We start from the raw sequence: 16,950 nt of genomic DNA, 5'->3' as shown, positions 1-16,950 counted from the left end.
ACCATGCGCTGGGTCACCGTCCTGCTCGTGAGTCTGCTGTTGCTGCTGCAGTGGCCGCTGTGGTTCGGCGAACGGGGGTGGTATGCCGTTCAGCGGCTGGAAAATCAACTGGGTCAGCAGGAACAGGCCAATGCGCTGGCCCAGCAGGACAATGATCGCCTGGCCGGAGAAGTGCAGGATCTGAAGGCCGGACTCGGTGGGGTGCAAGACCAGGCTCGGCGGGAGATGGGCATGGTCAAACCCGATGAAATCTTCGTTCAAATCGTGTCGCCAGCGGGAACTGCGAACGCAGCCCCCCGCCAGTCGGCAACGTCAGCGGGCCCATCGTCGGCCACGCCTGCCGTTTCGGCCCATCAGTGACGCTTTGATGTCACTGGCGGTTGGGCCAGGGTGTTGACGAACACCTGCGCCGCATCGATGACATCGAAGGCGTAACCCTGTCCGCAGAATTCGCAGCGCACATCCACTTCGCCCTGATCGGCGAGAATCGACTCGACCTCGTCGCGCCCCAACATCCGCAGCATGCCCGCAACCCTTTCGCGCGAGCAAGTGCAATGAAAACGCGGAGTCTGCGGTTCGAAAACCCTTGCGTCCTCTTCCCAGAACAGCCGTCTGAGAATCTCCTCGGGTGCATGCTGCAACAACTCATCGGACGACAGGGTCGCGGCCAGATGACGGGCGCGTTGAAAGTCCTCGTCGGCTCGCTCGACGTCCTCCGGACTTTGCGACGTCCCGGGCATGCGCTGCAGCAGCAGGCCGCACACGGCTTGATCGTTGCTGGCCAGCAGAAGCAGCGAGTCGATCTGTTCCGATTGCGCAAGATACTGCTCGAGCATGGCAGCCAGCGTGGGCAAGGTCTGCCCCTGTGCATCGGTCAGGGCCACGATGCCTTGATAGGGCTGCAAACCCGACTCGGGGTTGCGCGGATCGAGCGTGATGGCGCAGCGTCCCTTCCCCTGCCCATTGACCAGCGCGCCCAATTCCTTCGGCAGCGGCGCATCGCCCTGCACATCGTCTGCCATTTTGGCGGTAGCCCGAAGGCCGAAATCGGGCTGGCACTCGGCGACGGCAAGCTTCAGGGGGCCGTCGCCCTGGATCTGCAGAATCAGCGCGCCGTCGAACTTCAGACTGCCCGCCAGCAAAGTGCTGGCCGCCGCCATCTGTCCGACCAGCGCGGCGACTTCGCCGGGATAGGTGCGGCGCTTCTGCAGTTCGGCCCAGGTGGACTCAAGGCGGACAAGGACACCGCGCACATGGCCCGTGCCCAGCATGAATTTGACGAGTTGATCGCTCATGGATGTATCAGTTGAAGGTCTTGGGCAAAGCGCTGCGCGCGCTCGACATAGTGTTGGGCGTTGACTTGCAGGGCGGCGATGGCTTGCGGCGTCAATTCGCGCGCCACGCGCGCGGGCGTACCCAGAATCAGCACACCGTCGGGGAACACCTTCCCTTCGGTCACCAGCGCGCCCGCGCCGACCAGACAATTGCGGCCGATCTCCGCGCCATTCAAGACCACCGCGCCAATCCCGATGAGGCTGCCTTCGCCCAGGGTGCACCCATGCAGCATGGCCTGATGCCCGATGGTCACGCGCGCGCCCACGGTGAGCGGATAGCCCGGGTCGGTGTGGAGTACAGCGCCGTCCTGCACATTGGCCTCCTCGCCGATTTCGATGGGCTCGTTGTCACCACGCAGCACTGCCGCAAACCAGACACTGGCTCGTGACAACAATCGCACCTTGCCCATGACGTGCGCCCCCGGCGCCACATAGGCATCGGCCGCGATTTCGGGCCGCCAAGCGCCATATTGGTAAATTGACATGATGAAAAACTCCAGACATGGGTCATGAACTGGCAAATTGCCCGGCTGGAACCGGGTGACGATTTTCCGCCCGCTGCGCAGGCCCTGCCGTCATTGTCGCCGTTCCCTGGCCTGCTTGCCGCTGGGGGCCGACTCGATGCCGAGACGCTGGAACGCGCCTATCGTCAGGGGATTTTCCCGTGGTCCAGCCCAGGTGAACCCCTGCTGTGGTGGAGCACCGATCCACGCATGGTGCTGCAGCCCGAACAATTGCACGTCACGCGGTCTCTCAAGCAATCGGCCCGGCGATTCGCCCGCGCGCAAGGGTGGCATTTTCGGATCGACTCGGCGTTCGAGCAGGTCATGCGGCAGTGCGGTGCCCTGCGTGCCGCCGAAGGCACCTGGATCACCCCCGAAATGCTGCAGGCCTATGGTGCGCTGCACGCTCGCGGCCTGGCCCACAGCTTCGAGCTATGGGAGAACGACGCCCTGCGCGCCGGTCTGTATGGCGTGAGCATCGGCCGCATGTTCTATGGTGAGTCGATGTTCACTCAGGTCTCCGATGGTTCGAAAACGCTGCTGATGGCGCTTTGCGGGTTTTGCCTGCGCCAGGGCATCGGCCTGATCGACTGCCAGCAGCAGACCGAGTATCTGGCGCAGATGGGCGCGACACCGATCCCGCGCGATGGCTTTTTGCGCCACGTCTCCAAGGCCACCCGCCAACCGCCTGTGCCGGGCTGGCAGTATGATGGATCGACCTTTCTCACCGACTGCGCGCGCTGGCTGTGACCCATCCCAAAGAGCTCCCGCTCACGACCCTGCAGTTCTACGCCACGGCAAGCTACCCGTGCAGCTACCTGCCGGGACGCATGGCACGTTCGCAGGTGGCCACACCAAGCCATCTGATCAACGCCGACGTCTACTCCGACCTGGTGCGTGCCGGGTTTCGCCGCAGCGGCCTGTTCACCTATCGGCCGCAGTGCGAGGATTGCCAGGCCTGCCTGCCCATCCGCATTCTCGCTTCACAGTTTTCGGCCAACCGCACGCAGCAAAGAGTGTGGAAGCGGCATGGTGATCTGACGGTACGCGTGCTCAAACTCGGCTTTATCCCGGAGCACTATCAGCTCTATCTACGCTATCAGGCCGCCCGTCACACCGGCGGCGGCATGGATCATGACAGCATCGACCAATACGCCCAGTTTCTGTTGCAAAGCCGGGTGAACACCCGCCTGGTGGAGTTCCGTGCCCCCGCGCCAGCCGGCGAGGCGCTCGGCGCACTCAAGATGGTTTCGGTGGTGGATGTGCTCTCAGACGGGCTTTCCGCGGTCTACACCTTTTTCGAAACGGCAGACACCGCAAGCAGCTACGGCACCTACAACATCCTCTGGCAGATCGAACAGGCGCGCGCCATGCAGTTGCCCCATGTCTACCTCGGCTACTGGATCGCCCACAGCCGCAAGATGGCTTACAAATCCAATTTCACACCGTTTGAAATTCACAAGGAAGGTCGCTGGTTCAATCCGCTTGAAACCAGCGCCTGAAGCGTCCGGCTTTCATGCCAGAGATCTCTCTTTGGCGCGTTGCGCGAACTGCTGTTTGAACGTCGCCTGAGACGGCGTGGACAGATCACGATACGACGTCCACCCCGAGGCGCCTGCGAGATGATGCACGCGCCCGCGCTCTCCGCCCAGCAAGCGCAGAAGCCGCGAAGCCAGCCGGGCACCGGGCCGGTACAGCCAGGGATGGCGGGCGGCATAGCTCCAGATGCGCAAGGCCCAGCGTTCCAGGCCCGGGCGCATACCGCGCTCCAACTGCTGCTCGCGCATTTTGCGCAGCAGATCGGGCAGCGGAATTTTCATCGGGCACACCACTTCACACTGCCCACACAAAGTGGCCGCCTGAGGCAAATCTTGCGTGCTCTCCAGCCCCTGGTAACTGGGCGTCAGGACCGAACCCATCGGACCCGGGTACACCCAGCCGTAAGTATGACCGCCGATCTTCTGGTAGACAGGGCAATGATTCATGCAAGCCCCGCAGCGAATGCAACGCAACATCTCGGCGAATGCACCACCGACCAGACTCGTGCGCCCGCCATCGAGCAGCACCACATACATATGCTCCGGCCCGTCACGGTCGCCGGGGCGGCGTGGCCCGGTCAGCACGGAGAAGTAATTGCTGATGGTCTGTCCCGTGGCTGAGCGAGGCAGCAGACGCATCACCGCGGCCAGATCCTCCAGGGTCGGCAAGACCTTTTCCACGCCGGTCACCGCGACATGCACCCGAGGCAGAATGGTGCACATGCCCTCATTGCCCTCATTGGTGACCAGGGCGACGGAACCGGTTTCGGCCACCACGAAATTGCCGCCAGTGATCCCCATGTCGGCCGACAGAAACTTCGCCCTCAGCACCTCGCGGGCCTCACGGGTCATCTCGGGAATATCGGTCTTGCGGGCCGTGTGGTGAGTGCGCGCGAACAGATCGGCGATCTCCTCTTTGTCCTTGTGCACCACGGGCGCGATGATGTGCGAGGGAGGTTCGTTGCCGTTGATCTGCAGGATGTACTCGCCCAGATCCGTCTCCGTCACCTGAATCGCAGCAGCCTCAAGTGCCGCATTCAGCCCCATCTCTTCCGAGACCATGGACTTGGATTTGATGGCCTGCTTGCAACCGTGGTGTCGGGCGATCTGTACCACAAGATCGGCAGCGTCCTGCGGGGTTTGCGCCCATAGCACAGTGGTGCCGCGGCGTTGCGCCTCGGCTTCGAACCGCTCCAGCCAGACATCGAGCGTCTTCAAGGCAACATTGCGACGATTGACCGCGGCGTCGCGGATCTGCTCGAAGCCGTCCAGCGCGGCGATCGCGGCCGCCCGGCCCGTCACGAACTTGGTCGAGAGCTTCTTGAGGTTTTGCTGCAAACGCTGATCGGCCAGCTTCTGGCCCGAGCGCGCCTTGAAATGCAGAGTCTGTGATTCCATGCTCAGCGCTTCCCTGTCAGTACTTCAGCGATGTGAAGCACCTGCGTTGTGTTGTCGCCCTGCCGCCGCAACCGCCCTTCAATCTGTAGCATGCAGCCCAGGTCGCCCAGAACCACCGCACGGGCCTGGGTGGCCTTGATGCTGGCACACTTGTCATCGGCAATGGCGGCCGAGATATTGCCATACTTGACGGCGAAGGTGCCGCCGAAACCACAGCATTGCTCGCACTGCGCCATCTCGCTCAGACTGAGCCCGGGCACGAGTGCCAACAATTGCCGCGGCTGTTGCTTGATGCCCAATTCGCGCAGGCCCGAGCACGAATCGTGATAGGTCACGTCGCCCTCGAATCGACCCGGCACCTCGGCCAACTTGGCAATACGCACCAGAAAATCGGTCAGCTCGAACAGCCGAGGCTGAAGAGCGGCGAAACGTCGCAGCAGATCGGGCTGGTCTTTGAGCACATCGGGATAGTGAGTCTTGATGGTGCCCATGCAAGACCCCGAAGGAGCAACCACATAGTCGAACGCCTCGAACTCATCGAGAAACTTCTCTGCAAGCGCCAGGATCGTTCGGCGATCTCCCGAGTTGTAAGCCGGCTGGCCACAGCAGGTCTGCGCCATGGGTGCATGTACCTCGAAGTGAGCGGCCTCCAGCAGTTCCACGGCGGCCATGGGAATGCTGGGCCGCATGACATCGGCAAGACAGGTTATGAAGAGTCCAACGCGCTTTTTCATGGCCGCATTATCAACGGGCTGCCTTGTGGCTGGCTGACGCCCGGTCGGGACAGAACGGTCGGGCCGCACGTTTTTTCCGATATACAAAAGTCGATTCCAACATATAAAATTTCTGCGATGCAGCATTCTTCTGTCTCCCGAAAGTCCGAGCCGCTCACCACGCCAGCCGAGCCCGCCATTCAGGTGCTGGGGCGCGCTTTTGCGCTTCTGGACGTCCTGGCGCAGAACCCCGATCCGATGCAACTCAAGGACATCGGCGCCGCGACTGGGCTGCACCCTTCCACCGCGCATCGCATCCTCAATGATCTGGTCGTGGGCCGCATGGTCGAGCGGGTCGATGCGGGGACATACCGCCTGGGCATGCGCCTGCTCGAATATGGCAATCTGGTCAAAGCCCGTCTGAGCGTGCGAGACGCCGCGCTCGGGCCCATGCGCGAGCTTCACCGCCTGACGCATCAGCCCGTCAATTTGAGCGTGCGGCAGGGCGACGAGATTGTCTACATCGAACGCACCTTCAGCGAACAATCGGGCATGCAGGTGATCCGCTCCGTCGGTGGCCGTGCGCCTTTGCACCTGACTTCTGTGGGCAAACTCTTCCTGGCGGCCGACGATATGACCCGTGTCAAGGCCTACATTCTGCGCACCGGACTCGCCGGTCAGACGCGCAACAGCATCACCCAGCCACAGCAGTTGGAACGCGAATTAGGAAAAGTCCGTCACGATGGGTTTGCTCGCGACAACGAGGAACTCGAGCTGGGCGTACGCTGCATGGCAGCCGGCATCTACGACGACACGGGCGATCTGGTGGCTGGCCTTTCGCTCTCCGCTCCGGCAGACCGCCTGATGGAAGACTGGCTCGAGAAGGTTCAGTTGACCGCCCAACGCATTTCCGCCTCGCTGGGCCATAAGGGTTTACGACGCTAGGAGGGTGATCTGGCGTTGGGGAGTGGTATTGACGTGCCCATCAGTGCTGGGCTTACCGCAAGATCAGTCGTCCCCCCCCCGAAGACGGCCGCCAGACCTCAGAAAATCATTCGCCCAAACTGGCGGGCGAGGCTTTTTCCACGAAGGCGGTGCGCACCAGATTCGGATGGTCCTCGACGCGATCAGCCACGGCCCCGGTACGAACCCCCGGATCGTGCAAGGCGTCAAAGCCTTTGGCTTCCAGCCAGTTGCGGATGCGTTGAGCATCGCCAAAATGTGAGTATTTGCCCCAGGCGTCCAGCAGCACCACGATCACTCGCCGTCCTTCGAACTTGGTTTGCAACACCAGGCAATGTCCGGCCTCGTTGATGTAGCCGGTCTTTTGCAGCAGGATGTCCCAGCCCCGATTGAAGACCAGATGGTCGGTATTGCGGAACTGCAAGGTTCTTTGCCCCACATCCACCTCGCTCTCGGGATGCGTGGAGAAGTCCCGGATCAATGGGTAGTGATAGGCGGCCTTCACCAGCAAAGCGAGGTCATGCGCGGTCGACTCGTTCTGTGGCGATAGACCCGTTGGCTCAACGTAGCGCGTTGCGTTCATTCCCAGAGCACGCGCCTTGGCATTCATGGCAGGAATGAAAGCCGCCAGGCCCCCAGGATAGTTGCGCGCCAGCGCATGCGCGGCGCGATTCTCGGAGGACATGAGCGCCAGCTTGAGCAGTTCTTCCCGCGTGAGTTTTGTGCCCGGGCGCAAACGTGACGAACTCCATTTCAAGGTATCGATGTCGGCATCCGTAATCTCGATGACCTGGTCCATGGGCTGATGCGCGTCGAGAATGACCGCAGCCGTCATCAGTTTGGTGAGCGAAGCGATCGGTCGCGCCGTATCGGCATTTTTGCTGAGGAGCACACGCCCCGTTCCCTCGTCGACGACCAAGGCCGAGCCCGAACGAAGAGCCAGCGGGTCGTCGTTTGCTGCCGTCGAAGCGGCGGAAACCTGCAACTTATCGGTCGCCCGCACCACAGAGGATGCGGCGCCTGAAACGAGTGCGGTCTTCAAAATCTGTGGATCCGGACGCTTTGCCGTCACAGTACGAGAGGTCTCCGCGCTTCTCGCCCCACGGGAAGCCTTGTCGCGCCGAATGGCTACGACCCGTTTCGCGGCCGCCGCCTTTTTCACGACGGCGGGGCGCCCGGCCTTACGCACGGGACGAACCGGCCTGACGATCACCTTCCGCGCCGTGCTTGCTTTGACGTTGGACTTATCGCCTTTGGCCTGACGCGCTTGTCGCGTCGGCTGAGTCGGTTTTTTCTGGGATCGGGTCTGATCCACCGAACGTATTGACTCGGAGCTCGATGCCGCAATCGCCGGCAGGGACGTCATCGAGAACGCAAAAAGTACCGCGAGCAGGAGACCCGACCAGGACAACACAACACGAGAATGGGGCAACTGCATGGCGCCAGCGAGACAAGATAATAAGAATGCGACTAGCCTATCAAAGGCCTCAATAACTAGCAAGATCAAAAACTTGGCTTTTGTTTTTCAAGTGAAGAAGTATGTTGCGAGCGAGGACTGACAAAGGACCGACCAATGCAATCGGCCCGCATGGGAAGCGGGCCGATTGCTGGGGTGGGCAACTGTCTGAGATCAGGCCATCTTGCTGTAATTCGACAGACCCGGATTGCCCTTGACGCCGATGAGCTTGGGCTCGTTCACCTTGAGGGGCTTGATCACCTTCTGGTGCTTCAGGTACTCCTCGACGATGTCCCAGATTGGGGGATTGTCCGGCGTCGCGCTGGCTTGCTGCACGGGCGCCCAACCCGCGACCTTGTAGGTCTTCTTCGGGTCGATCGGCTTGCCGCCCAGGCGCATGTCCTGAATACGGTTACCGATCTTCTCCTTCGGCGCGCAGCTGTACTCGAGCGCGCCAAGGCGCACCATGTCGCCGCCCTGCTGGTAATAGGGATCGGGATTGAACAGGTTGTCGCAGACGTCTTCCATCACGTTCTTGACCGTCTCGCCCGTCATCTCGGACAAGGTGCAGTACGGGTAGGTGATGGCCAGCTGCGTCATCATGTCCTCGCGCGTGATCGGCGCTCCAGGAAGAAGACTTCCGCCCCAACGGAAACCCGGGGAGAACGCCAGATCGCCGCCGCGAACGGCCAGCATGGCATCGACGACCAGCTGATCCCAGGTTCCGTTGAAGTTGCCTCGGCGATACAGCACGCCTTCGGTGTGCGCCAGCACTTCGGTCAGTTTGCTTTCGTACGGTGCGCGCACCTTGGCAATCAAGGCTTCCATGTCGGGATCCGCCGGCAGCAGCTCGGAGAACACGGGCAGCAACTTGTACTTGTAGCCGACCATCTTGCCGCCACGGACGTCAAAGTCCATCACGCCCATGAACTTGCCGTGAGAGCCTGCATTGGTGACCAGGGTCATGCCACCAGACGGACGACGGATCTCTACAGCGACCGCCTCGCCATCGTGCGTATGGCCACCGAAGATGCAGTCAATCCCTTCGACCAAAGTGGCCATCTTGCGGTCGACGTCCATTCCGTTGTGCGAGATGACCACGACCAGCTGAGCGCCCTTCTGCTTGACCTCCTTGACCACCTTCTGCATATGATCGGTGTCGATGCCGAAGGTCCAGTCGGGGATCAGATAGCCAGGATTGGCGATAGGGGTGTAGGGAAAAGCCTGGCCAATGATGGCGACTTGAACGCCATTCATCTGCTTCATCACATAGTTGGGGAACACCGGGTCGCCGAAGTCATTGGTCTTGACGTTCTGAGCGACAAAATCGATCTTGCCCTTGAAATCCTTTTCGATAATCTCTTTCACGCGATCCTGGCCGTAGGTGAACTCCCAGTGGGCTGTCATCACGTCCACACCAAGCTTCAGCTGCGCGTCGACCATGTCCTGACCCTTGGTCCACAGCGACAGAGCCGTACCTTGCCAGGTATCTCCACCATCGAGAAGCAAGGCACCGGGACGCGAAGCCTTCAGCTGCTTGACCAGGGTCGCGATATGAGCGTATCCGCCCATCTTGCCGTACTGTTTGGCCGCGCGCTCGAAATCCAGATAGGTGAAGCCGTATGACTCGCGGGTATTGGGCTTGAAGCCCACGCGCTTGAGGTAGTTCGTACCGACCAGGTGAGGCAGGTGCCCATCCATACCAGCGATTCCGATATTCACATTCGGCTCGCGGAAATAAACAGGGCGCAAATGCGCGTGACTATCCGTCATGTGCAAAAAATGCACATTGCCAGTCTTGGGCGGGTTATACAGGCTTTTGACTTCCGCGGCAGTTGCCTCGCGGGTCATGGGAAAACCAGTGGCCGCAGCAGCCGCCAATACGCCCATAAATTCACGACGGGTCAGGCTCATTCAAATATCCTCTTCAAAAAAATAAAAAGCCCGCCAAATCCATAGCGATCAGGCGGGCGCCACTCAAATTGAAGCTTTTTTATTATTAGTTCGCGTTGACGGGCGACTTCGGATCCATCAGAAGCGCCATGACATCCTTCATCTGCTGCTCGGTCAGGATCTTGTGTGCGCCAAAAGACGGCATCCAGCTGCAGGCATTGAAACCGGCAGAGTCATAGATCCGACCCCAGGTGTACTTCAGGATCGCTTCACTGTTACCGCGCAACTTGCCGTAATCCACCAGCGAGGGACCGATATTGCCCTGAGAAGGATCGTTCTTGACCATCTCATGACAGGCCAGGCAGTTACCACCGCTCGGCTTGGAGGGATCGTCGCTCCACTGCATGCCCTTACCGTCCTGAGCAATCTTCAGGCCAGCCTTCCAGTCACCCAGAAACTTGCCATCCTTCGGATAGACAATGCCTGCCATCGCTTCGGATTCCAGCTTTTTGCTGACATCTGCTGGCACCGGCTTGCCCAGATACTCGTACTTGGAGCACTCGTATTGCTGCTTGGTCTGCACCAGTCGGTCGAGTTTGGCTTGGCCCTTCGGTGCAAAATCGTTTTTCAGGACGCTTTGGAACGATGCGGTTTCGAAAGGATTGCCGCTCGTGGAGGCGGATTGATTCATGCCCGCACAGCCGCCAAGAACTCCGGCTGCTGCCGTCATGAGTACGAACAAAGTGGTTCTTTTCATGTTGTCTCCTCAGGTCTCAGCGCTTGAACGACGGCGTGTGCAAAGTCGCGCCGTTCGAATTCACACCCATGTAGGTGATCAGGTCGATGACCGCATTGGACGTCATCTTCGGCATGGGGAAGCGTTGCTGACGGAAGCAGGCCAACATGCGCCACTCGAGCGTACGGGCAACACCTTGCGAGTTCGGATAGGCCGGCCAGGTCGCGTAAGACACAGCGGCGCCCTTCGGCCCGGTGTCGACGAGATCAGGCAGCGCGGAAATCTTGATCCGCTTGTCTTTCTCGGAGTGGCAGGTCGCACAGGAGAAGCTGAAAGGACCACCTCGGTAGAAGAACAGCTTCTTGCCGTTTTCGTACGCCAGTTTCTCTTCGGCCGTGTTCTGGGGAATGGCGATCTTCATGTTGTCCGATTCGTGGGCAACGTACATCGCCATATTGACCAAGGGCGTTGCATTGCCACTTTCCTTGGCAAACGCATCGTGCTCAGCCTCCTGCTCGGTAAAACCTTGAAGGGTTTCCATGCAGGTGATCAGGCGTGATTCCAGGTCCTGCACCTTGCCCGTGTCGGCAAAATAGCGGGGCAGCTGTGCATAGGCGCCTTTGAGCACGCCCGGGCCAAGACCCAGATTGCACTGCTCCATCGAAGCATTCTTGGGACCGCGTTTCTCGGCCCAAAGTTTTTTGCCGTCATCGATGTTGAAATCAGCAGGATTACCGCCCATTTCATTCATCAGGGCAAGGTATTGGTTGCCTTCATTGGTCAGTGAGGCCGCATTTGCCTGGGTGGCAAATCCTCCGACCCACAGCATGGCGGGTAAGGCAACCCCGGCCAAGATGGCCGTCTTTTTTGTACGGTTTCTCATAGTCTCCTCGCAGCGGTGAATAAATCAGAATGCGCGAAGCCGAAAGGCCTCGCGCACAAGATGCATCAGGACACCGTGGTGTCTGCAGTGGACGTATCGCCCTTGTTATCGATCCAGGACACAGTCACCTTGTCGCCGGATTTGCCACCCTTGAAGCGGAACTCCAGGAACGGGTTCTTGGAGATGGCCGTGCCCCAGTCGCAGGTCAGCACGGTCTTGTCACCGCTCTTGCAGGTCACGGACTGAATGAAGTGGGCGGGAATGATCTGGCCAGCCTTGTCTTTCAGCAGGCCGGTTTCTTCGGGGTGGGTCATCAGAACGCGAACGACCACTGCGTCGCCTTCGACGTTCGCCCGCATACGCATCGGGAAAGCCATAGTGTTACTCCTTTATTTGAGTGGATGCCGTTTGGTCAGCATCGGGAGATTTCAATGCAAACGCTGTGAGGGCGATCAACCGCCGCAGCCGCCGAGCGTGACCTTGATTTCTTTTTTGCTGAACAGCAGCTTGTCACCAACTTTCGCAACGGCGTAGACATTCGAGGTCTGAGCCATCTTGATACGGGTCGCCACGTTGGGCACGGACGCATCGGTCATGTTGAACGTGGCCACCAGCGAGGTGGGGTTCTTCTCGACCACGATGCCGAGCTGTGTCGTGCCAGCCGCGTTGCTCTTGACACCCACGGGCACGACGGCGCCGTTTTCAGCGATATCTGGGCCGATGATGGACACATCGGTGCTCTCGGTCATCGTGCCGCCCCAGATCTTGGCCACGTCGGCAAGCGACTTGGCCTCGAACAGGGGAGCGTTCCAGCCCGGGGCATCAGCAGCCAGGGCAACATTGGGCATGAGACCAGCAGTGGCAGCAACACCCAGGGCGGCTGCGCCTGCACCGATCTGCATGACCTGGCGACGAGTTTGATTCATCAGTCTTCTCCTTAAAGTGAACAGGACGGGTCCTGCATTTTGATAACGTGTTACTGCTTCGCGCCGTCGACAATCCACTGCGCAATCATCTTGGCATCGGCTTCGCTGATGGTCTGCGGCGGCATGGGAATGGAGCCCCAAACACCTGAACCGCCCTTGATGATGCGAGTGGTCAATTCGGCGACCATGTCTTTCTTGCCGCCATACTTGGCAGCGACTTCCTTGTAACCCGGCCCGACGAGCTTGGTATCACCCAGGCTGTGGCAAGCCAAGCAGGACTTGTCTTTCAAAAGAGCGACCACCTTGGCACCGGGATTGTCGGCTGCCGCAGCTTTTTCTTTTGCTTTCTTTTCCTGTTCGGCTGCAGACTCGGTCTGCAAGCCACGGATCGGACCCCAGGTGCGGTACTGATCCGCGAGGTTGCCGTTGTTGTTCAGCGCAAAGTCAGGAATGAAGCTGGTGATTTTGGGAGCTGGAGCACAGTTTTTCATGCAATCCTTGTTGTGGGTATCCGGGATACCCCCATTCCCGATCTCCTTGCCGGGCCACATGCCGTGGTTCCAGATCATGCCATTGCGGTTGGGCAGCATGTCCTGAACCTGCTGCACGTTGTCGCGGGTCAGTACGAAGTTGCCAGGCACCACGTTGGACAGATTCAGCAGGTAGGCAACCAGCGCATAGGTGTCATCCCAGGACAGTGAGCCAGGCTCGTTCCATGGCATGGCGCGATGGATGTAGTCGAACAACGTGGAAACCGTGGACAGCTTCTCAATGGTGGTTGCGCCATCATTTGTGTCGGCCAGCTTGGCGACCCGGCCCGTCTTGATGTCCTGCTTGGTGGCCTGGTAGGCCCCCACAAGAGGCGGGAACACGGCATTGGAATCCGCGAAGTCGCCATGGCAGGATGCGCATTTGGCCTCCCACAGCTTGGTACCCGTCGCTACACTGCCGGACCCTGCGGGCAGGCCCTGGAAGTCGGGACGCACATCAATGTTCCAAGCCTTGATCTCATCGGGCGTGGCCGTACGACCCAGAGCGGCGTCGAGTTTCACGTCCTTTGTAGGGACTTGGGGATGGATGGGCGCGCCTGCGGCCTGCGCCAGAGAGGCGCCTCCGGCAAACACCCCACCCAGAATGACCGCCAGCGCGGCTTTACGAATTCGCGAGTTGGACATTGCGAACATCTCCATTTTCTTCAACTTGCCAGGTTTGGATTGCGTTGTTGTGATAGACGGACCGGGTTCCGCGCACCTTGCGCAGTTCTTCGTAGGTGGGTTGCACCATGCCGGTTTCGTCGATCGCACGGCTCTGCATGAAGGCGACCTGCCCCTTCCAAACCCAGGGCACATTAAAACGGGTGAAGGCCTTGCTCTGAATCGGCCCTTCGAGACGCGCGGGCTGCCAGTTCACGCCGCCATCGAAGGAAACGTCGACGCGCTTGATCTTGCCGCGGCCAGACCATGCCAGGCCCGAGACGTTGTAGAGGCCCTTGTCGAGCAGCACCTGGCCGCCCGACGGCGAGGTGATGACGGACTTGACTTCCATCACCGAGGTGTACTGGCGCAGACGGCCGTCCGGCATCAGATCGACGTAGCCCACGGTTTCGTCCTTGGTGGCGAAAGGCTGGGTGCCGAGCTTGATGCGGCGCAGGTACTTGATGTTGGAAACACCCTCGACACCCGGCACCACCAGACGCAGCGGATAGCCGTTTTCCGGACGGAGCATTTCACCGTTTTGGCCATAGGCCACCAGCACCTCACCCGACAGCACGAGCGACATCGGAATGGTGCGGTTCTCGGTGGAGCCGTCGGCACCTTCGGCCATGATGAAGCGCACGCCCTTCAGATCGGCGCCGCAATCTTCAAGAATGTCGATCAGCGGCACACCGGTGAACTCGGAGCAGGACACCATGCCGTGCGTGTATTGCACGGTGGGCAGGGCCACGTTGCCCCATTCCATCGCGGAGTTGGCGCCGCATTCGATGAAGTGGAAGCGCGACACCGGCTGCATGCGCATGATGTCGCCCACGGTATAGACCTTGGGGTTCTTGATGAGATTCTTCTCACCCATCACCATGAAGCGGAAGTCTTCCGGGTTGATGTCGTACCAGCCTTGGTGTGAACGGTTGAAGTGCAGACCCGCCGGCGTGACGATACCAAACATACCCTGCAGCGGCGCGAACGCCACGTTGGCCTGGTTCACAGCAGCCAGACCCGGGCTGATACGCCGCACCAGGTCTTTTTCATACTTGGAGGGCATGCCGTAAGGCGGCTCGTTCACCGGAGCACCCAGAGTGGTGCGCCACTCTTGCTCTTTCAGAATGAACTTGCTGCCCTTATCGCCCTCCCAGTCCGGGCGATCAGCTGCATAGACGTTCGCGGCGCCACCAGCGGCCATGGTGGCGCTGGCCGTCAGGAACGCTTTACGCAAAAAGTCGCGGCGACCTCCCTGAACCTGGGCGATCTGCTCAGCGCTCAGGAAGTTTTCCGGTGCTTTACGCAGCCGGCCTAGCTTTTTTGTGTAGTCACTCATCCTCTTTCTCGCTTAGTAGGCACGTCGAGCCAGGCGATCCGTCTGCGAAACCGATTCGGGATCATCGAGCTCGATGGCAATTTGAGTACACACGGTCCGGCACAACTGCACTGCCTTCTCGCTCTGCACACGGTAATAAACCAGATTGCCGACGCGGCGCTTGGCGACGACACCGGCTTGATACAACACCTTGAGATGCTGGGACACATTGGGCTGGGTCGAATCGACCGAGTCCATGATTTCTGTCACGCTTTTTTCGCCTGTACAGATGGAATTGAGGATGCGCAAGCGCAGGGGGGTGGCGAGGACGCCGAAGAGCTCTGCGGCGGAATCGAACACCCGGTCCGCATCGACCGAGAGATCATCTGCGGGCGACGTCACCAGTTCCGGGAGCGTGTCATTTTGTGGCATATGGATTTGCTTATAAGCAAGCACTGATATTTTTCAAACCATCGTCTGGCTTGTCCACCCTTGTCGGCTAGGAGACCGTCGGACTTGAGCCCGAGGGGCGGGGGTGGCGGCGGTGAGCCGCGCGGTTTATGCGCGGCCAGGCACGCCGCCAGCGTCTTCATCACTTGCACAGGCTCCTGGGCGGCCCGTTGGGGCGCAGAGCAGGTCGTGCGGGGCGCGATCTGGGCGCACTTTCCCTCTTTGCTCGTCACCCGGCGCGCAGCACATGCATGCGCTTGATGTTCCAGGCCATGGTCACGAGGTTCCACTCGCCTCGCGCCTTGTGCAGCCCCGCGCATGCTCATCTGACGCCAGCCCATGACGTGCTTGATGATGCCGAACACGGGCTCGACGGTCTGCTTGCGCAGTTTGTACAGCGCCCGGCCTGCCTGTGTGCACAGGCGGTGGGCCATGTTGGCGACCGGCTCCGCAGTTCGCGGCGCGTCGGGGTCGGGCCCAAACCGTTCGGCCAGGGGCACGTGATGCGACTCGCGCTTCATCGCCAGCAGCGGCTCGATTCCCGCCTGCACGCAGGCGAGCACGTTCGCCTGGCTGCAAAAACCGTTGTCGGCAACGAGGGTCTGCACGTTGCCAAGCGCCCCGGGCAACGCCGCAATCTGCTCGAGCGTGGACACCACTTCGCGCTTGTCATTGCAGGCCTGCGTGACGTGCGCGGTGACCACCATCATCGTCTCGATGTCCACGCCGGCCTGGGCGTTGTAGCTCTGCTCGAAGCCGCCGCCGGACACCGGCATGATGCGCGACTCCTCGTCCGTCAGGTTGACCTGGTCGCTGTCCTGGGGTCCGGCCTGGGGCGGCTCAGGGTCCCGCCCGCGCGGCTTCTTCCCGGCCTCGCGCTGGGCCCGGCGCTTGGCCTCTTTGGTCTCGAACTCCTGCTGCTCCGCTTTGAATCGTTCGGCGGCGCGTTGCGCAATCTTGGCCTTGGCCTGCGCGATGGCGCTCAGGCGGTCCTCGCGGCGCGCGATCTCGGCGGGCACATCCATGCCATCGGGCGCGCTGGAGCGATCATCCTTCTCCGCCCGCGCCAACAGGTCCTGGACTTCCTGGCGCAACTGCGCCTCGATCTTGTTGGCATGCCCCCACGACAGCGCCTTGTGCTTGCTCGCGCTGGCTCGGATCTTGGTGCCGTCCAGCGCAATGTGCCCGAGCTTGAGCAACTTCATCTCGCGCGCCAGCACCAGCACCTGCACGAACAGCGCCTCGATCTCCTTCAGAAAGCGCCGCCGGAACGCGGCCAGCGTATCGTGGTCCGGATGCGTATTGGCCGCCACAAAGCGGAACGCCACCGAGTCGTAGGTCGCGCGTTCGATCTTGCGGCTCGAATGCACCCCGTTGGCATACCCGTAGATCAGCAGTCCCAGCAGCACCGCAGGGTGATGCGCGGCCGAACCCCGGCCCGCGTACTGCTTGACCAAATCGTCCAGATCGAGCCGATCAATCACTTCGACAACAAAGCGCGCGAGGTGATCACTGGGCAACCACTCGTCCACCGACGGCGGCAGAAGGTAGGCCGTGTCTCGATCAACACAAACAAAGCGACTCATCGCGAGGAACTCCTCAATGGACTGTCGCCATTATCTCGGATCGAACCATCAGGCGAAAGC

17 protein-coding genes and 1 pseudogene are annotated in these 16,950 nt (G+C 60.6%); 4 read left to right on the top strand and 14 right to left on the bottom strand.

Going from position 1 to position 16,950, the window contains the following annotated elements:
- Positions 1-3 precede the first annotated feature (3 nt).
- Positions 4-360 carry a cell division protein FtsB gene (ftsB, locus tag BVH73_RS11890; RefSeq protein WP_079418940.1) on the top strand — a complete coding sequence of 119 codons (357 nt, stop codon included), beginning with the start codon at positions 4-6 and terminating at the stop codon, positions 358-360.
- Here ftsB and hslO read toward each other — a convergent pair.
- Positions 354-1,295: an Hsp33 family molecular chaperone HslO gene (gene hslO / locus BVH73_RS11885; protein WP_079418938.1), complete on the bottom strand. Its 942-nt coding sequence runs from the start codon at positions 1,293-1,295 to the stop codon at positions 354-356. The two genes, ftsB and hslO, sit on opposite strands and share 7 nt — an antisense overlap.
- Positions 1,292-1,819, bottom strand: a complete 528-nt coding sequence (locus BVH73_RS11880) for a gamma carbonic anhydrase family protein (RefSeq protein ID WP_079418936.1) — start codon at positions 1,817-1,819, stop codon at positions 1,292-1,294. Before BVH73_RS11880 ends, hslO begins: the two co-directional genes overlap by 4 nt.
- A gap of 24 nt (positions 1,820-1,843) precedes the next feature.
- Here BVH73_RS11880 and aat point away from each other — a divergent pair, with 24 nt between their 5' ends.
- Both aat and BVH73_RS11870 read left to right on the top strand, forming a co-directional pair.
- The gene (aat, locus tag BVH73_RS11875; RefSeq protein ID WP_079418934.1) at positions 1,844-2,587 is read left to right on the top strand and encodes a leucyl/phenylalanyl-tRNA--protein transferase; all 744 of its coding nucleotides are present in this window, start codon (positions 1,844-1,846) and stop codon (positions 2,585-2,587) included.
- Positions 2,584-3,339, top strand: a complete 756-nt coding sequence (locus BVH73_RS11870) for an arginyltransferase (protein ID WP_079418932.1) — start codon at positions 2,584-2,586, stop codon at positions 3,337-3,339. Before aat ends, BVH73_RS11870 begins: the two co-directional genes overlap by 4 nt.
- Positions 3,340-3,351: 12 nt before the next feature.
- Here BVH73_RS11870 and BVH73_RS11865 read toward each other — a convergent pair whose 3' ends face one another.
- Positions 3,352-4,773 carry a LutB/LldF family L-lactate oxidation iron-sulfur protein gene (locus BVH73_RS11865; RefSeq protein ID WP_079418930.1) on the bottom strand — a complete coding sequence of 474 codons (1,422 nt, stop codon included), beginning with the start codon at positions 4,771-4,773 and terminating at the stop codon, positions 3,352-3,354.
- A gap of 2 nt (positions 4,774-4,775) precedes the next feature.
- A complete protein-coding gene (locus BVH73_RS11860) occupies positions 4,776-5,507 on the bottom strand; it encodes a (Fe-S)-binding protein (RefSeq protein ID WP_079418928.1) in 732 nt (243 codons plus the stop codon).
- Positions 5,508-5,624: 117 nt separating this feature from the next.
- On the opposite strand from BVH73_RS11860, the gene BVH73_RS11855 reads away from it, so the two are divergent.
- Complete coding sequence (locus BVH73_RS11855) at positions 5,625-6,431, top strand: IclR family transcriptional regulator (protein ID WP_079418926.1); 807 nt, start codon at positions 5,625-5,627, stop codon at positions 6,429-6,431.
- 106 nt (positions 6,432-6,537) lie between these two features.
- Here the strand turns inward: BVH73_RS11855 and pbpG are convergent, their stop codons facing one another.
- From pbpG to BVH73_RS11805, 10 genes and pseudogenes are all read right to left on the bottom strand, one after another.
- Positions 6,538-7,887, bottom strand: a complete 1,350-nt coding sequence (gene pbpG, locus BVH73_RS11850; RefSeq protein WP_245800334.1) for a D-alanyl-D-alanine endopeptidase — start codon at positions 7,885-7,887, stop codon at positions 6,538-6,540.
- Between the two features lie 192 nt (positions 7,888-8,079).
- On the bottom strand, positions 8,080-9,819 hold the full coding sequence (soxB, locus tag BVH73_RS11845; protein ID WP_079418922.1) for a thiosulfohydrolase SoxB: 1,740 nt from the start codon (positions 9,817-9,819) through the stop codon (positions 8,080-8,082).
- An 85-nt stretch (positions 9,820-9,904) separates the two neighbouring features.
- The gene (soxX, locus tag BVH73_RS11840) at positions 9,905-10,555 is read right to left on the bottom strand and encodes a sulfur oxidation c-type cytochrome SoxX (RefSeq protein ID WP_079418920.1); all 651 of its coding nucleotides are present in this window, start codon (positions 10,553-10,555) and stop codon (positions 9,905-9,907) included.
- A gap of 16 nt (positions 10,556-10,571) precedes the next feature.
- Positions 10,572-11,417, bottom strand: a complete 846-nt coding sequence (gene soxA / locus BVH73_RS11835; RefSeq protein ID WP_079418918.1) for a sulfur oxidation c-type cytochrome SoxA — start codon at positions 11,415-11,417, stop codon at positions 10,572-10,574.
- A gap of 65 nt (positions 11,418-11,482) precedes the next feature.
- Entirely contained in the window at positions 11,483-11,794 is a 312-nt protein-coding gene (gene soxZ, locus BVH73_RS11830; protein ID WP_079418916.1) for a thiosulfate oxidation carrier complex protein SoxZ, read from the bottom strand.
- A 75-nt stretch (positions 11,795-11,869) separates the two neighbouring features.
- Positions 11,870-12,343 carry a thiosulfate oxidation carrier protein SoxY gene (soxY, locus tag BVH73_RS11825; protein ID WP_079418914.1) on the bottom strand — a complete coding sequence of 158 codons (474 nt, stop codon included), beginning with the start codon at positions 12,341-12,343 and terminating at the stop codon, positions 11,870-11,872.
- Positions 12,344-12,393: 50 nt separating this feature from the next.
- Complete coding sequence (locus BVH73_RS11820; RefSeq protein ID WP_079418912.1) at positions 12,394-13,518, bottom strand: c-type cytochrome; 1,125 nt, start codon at positions 13,516-13,518, stop codon at positions 12,394-12,396.
- A complete protein-coding gene (soxC, locus tag BVH73_RS11815) occupies positions 13,496-14,875 on the bottom strand; it encodes a sulfite dehydrogenase (RefSeq protein ID WP_079418910.1) in 1,380 nt (459 codons plus the stop codon). Before soxC ends, BVH73_RS11820 begins: the two co-directional genes overlap by 23 nt.
- A 12-nt stretch (positions 14,876-14,887) precedes the next feature.
- Entirely contained in the window at positions 14,888-15,286 is a 399-nt protein-coding gene (locus tag BVH73_RS11810) for an ArsR/SmtB family transcription factor (RefSeq protein WP_079418908.1), read from the bottom strand.
- Positions 15,287-15,533: 247 nt separating this feature from the next.
- Positions 15,534-16,890: pseudogene (locus tag BVH73_RS11805) on the bottom strand (IS1182 family transposase).
- Between the last annotated feature and the right edge of the window lie 60 nt (positions 16,891-16,950).

This window comes from Thiomonas intermedia, from assembly GCF_002028405.1.
Classification (GTDB): domain Bacteria; phylum Pseudomonadota; class Gammaproteobacteria; order Burkholderiales; family Burkholderiaceae_C; genus Thiomonas; species Thiomonas intermedia.
Note: the sequence above shows the minus strand (reverse complement) of the source record. Positions and strands in the feature narration are given on the sequence as shown.

What these genes read in the sequence shown, in the direction of transcription:
- ftsB (WP_079418940.1), top strand. Translation starts at nt 4, where the DNA reads ATGCGCTGGGTCACCGTCCTGCTCGTGAGTCTGCTGTTGCTGCTGCAG.
- hslO (WP_079418938.1), bottom strand. Translation starts at nt 1,295, where the DNA reads ATGAGCGATCAACTCGTCAAATTCATGCTGGGCACGGGCCATGTGCGC.
- BVH73_RS11880 (WP_079418936.1), bottom strand. Translation starts at nt 1,819, where the DNA reads ATGTCAATTTACCAATATGGCGCTTGGCGGCCCGAAATCGCGGCCGAT.
- aat (WP_079418934.1), top strand. Translation starts at nt 1,844, where the DNA reads ATGAACTGGCAAATTGCCCGGCTGGAACCGGGTGACGATTTTCCGCCC.
- BVH73_RS11865 (WP_079418930.1), bottom strand. Translation starts at nt 4,773, where the DNA reads ATGGAATCACAGACTCTGCATTTCAAGGCGCGCTCGGGCCAGAAGCTG.
- BVH73_RS11860 (WP_079418928.1), bottom strand. Translation starts at nt 5,507, where the DNA reads ATGAAAAAGCGCGTTGGACTCTTCATAACCTGTCTTGCCGATGTCATG.
- BVH73_RS11855 (WP_079418926.1), top strand. Translation starts at nt 5,625, where the DNA reads ATGCAGCATTCTTCTGTCTCCCGAAAGTCCGAGCCGCTCACCACGCCA.
- pbpG (WP_245800334.1), bottom strand. Translation starts at nt 7,887, where the DNA reads ATGCAGTTGCCCCATTCTCGTGTTGTGTTGTCCTGGTCGGGTCTCCTG.
- soxB (WP_079418922.1), bottom strand. Translation starts at nt 9,819, where the DNA reads ATGAGCCTGACCCGTCGTGAATTTATGGGCGTATTGGCGGCTGCTGCG.
- soxX (WP_079418920.1), bottom strand. Translation starts at nt 10,555, where the DNA reads ATGAAAAGAACCACTTTGTTCGTACTCATGACGGCAGCAGCCGGAGTT.
- soxA (WP_079418918.1), bottom strand. Translation starts at nt 11,417, where the DNA reads ATGAGAAACCGTACAAAAAAGACGGCCATCTTGGCCGGGGTTGCCTTA.
- soxZ (WP_079418916.1), bottom strand. Translation starts at nt 11,794, where the DNA reads ATGGCTTTCCCGATGCGTATGCGGGCGAACGTCGAAGGCGACGCAGTG.
- soxY (WP_079418914.1), bottom strand. Translation starts at nt 12,343, where the DNA reads ATGAATCAAACTCGTCGCCAGGTCATGCAGATCGGTGCAGGCGCAGCC.
- BVH73_RS11820 (WP_079418912.1), bottom strand. Translation starts at nt 13,518, where the DNA reads ATGTCCAACTCGCGAATTCGTAAAGCCGCGCTGGCGGTCATTCTGGGT.
- soxC (WP_079418910.1), bottom strand. Translation starts at nt 14,875, where the DNA reads ATGAGTGACTACACAAAAAAGCTAGGCCGGCTGCGTAAAGCACCGGAA.
- BVH73_RS11810 (WP_079418908.1), bottom strand. Translation starts at nt 15,286, where the DNA reads ATGCCACAAAATGACACGCTCCCGGAACTGGTGACGTCGCCCGCAGAT.